The sequence below is a fragment of the Streptomyces sp. bgisy027 genome (genome assembly GCF_057710365.1).
Genome location: NZ_JBYIVZ010000135.1, coordinates 1 through 1,012, shown reverse-complemented (window position 1 = coordinate 1,012; position 1,012 = coordinate 1). Strand labels below are relative to the sequence as shown.

The 1,012-nt window shown below is 65.7% G+C and carries 2 protein-coding genes; both read left to right on the top strand.

Going from position 1 to position 1,012, the window contains the following annotated elements; genetic code table 11:
• The coding region (locus AC3ETA_RS47745) for a carbohydrate ABC transporter permease (RefSeq protein ID WP_432199165.1) at nt 1-447 on the top strand (447 nt) is incomplete at its 5' end.
• Nucleotides 444-1,012: carbohydrate ABC transporter permease (locus AC3ETA_RS47740; RefSeq protein ID WP_432199164.1), on the top strand; the 569-nt coding region annotated here is incomplete at its 3' end. The genes AC3ETA_RS47745 and AC3ETA_RS47740, both read left to right, overlap by 4 nt.

The following is a 1,012-nucleotide window of genomic DNA, read 5'->3' as shown; positions in this document are numbered from 1 at the left end:
AAGTACATCGACTGGATCGGCGACCCGGACCTCAACCTCTGGGCGATCCTCGTCGCCGCGTCCTGGCGCCACACCGGCTACATGATGATCCTGTACCTGGCGGGCCTGAAGGGCGTCGACCCCTCGCTGCGGGAGGCGTCCGCGCTCGACGGGGCAGGCGAGTGGCAGACGTTCAAGAACGTCATCTTCCCGACGCTGCGCCCCACCAACACCGTCGTCCTGGTCGTCACCATCATCGAGGCGCTGCGCGCCTTCGATCTGGTCTTCGTCTTCAACAAGGGCGCCGAGGGCACCGAGCTGCTCTCGATCCTGGTCACCAACAACATCATCGGCGAGTCCAGCCGCATCGGATACGGCTCCGCGATCGCGGTCGTGCTGCTGCTGATCTCCCTCGTCGTGATCATCCCCTACCTGGTGGCCACCTTCCGGAAGGAGCGGCGCGCATGAGCACCACCGCACTGACCAAGGCCCGTACGCCCCTGCGCCCCGCCCGGATCCTGCTGCACCTCTTCCTCGCGGGCGCCGCCCTGGCCTGGCTCGCGCCGCTGCTCTGGGCGGTCTACGCGGCGCTGCGGCCGTACTCGGAGACGAGCGAGAAGGGATACGTGTCCTGGCCGGACACGCTGAACTTCGACAACTTCACGAACGCGTTCACGCAGTCGGACATGAGCCACTACTTCGTCAACACCATGATCATCGCCGTGCCGGCGGTGCTGTTGACGCTGTTCCTGTCCTCGATGGTCGCCTTCTACGTCAGCCGCTTCGACTTCCGCCTCAACCTGGCGCTGCTGCTGGTCTTCACGGCCGGCAACCTGCTGCCGCAGCAGGTCATCATCACCCCGCTGTACCGGCTGTACCTGCTGATCGACCTGCCCGGCATCACCATGAGCGGCAAGCTCTACGACTCCGCGCTCGGCCTGGTGCTGATTCATGTCGCCTTCCAGTCCGGCTTCTGCGCCTTCGTGCTCAGCAACTACATGCGCACGCTGCCGCACGAGCTGACCGAGGCCGC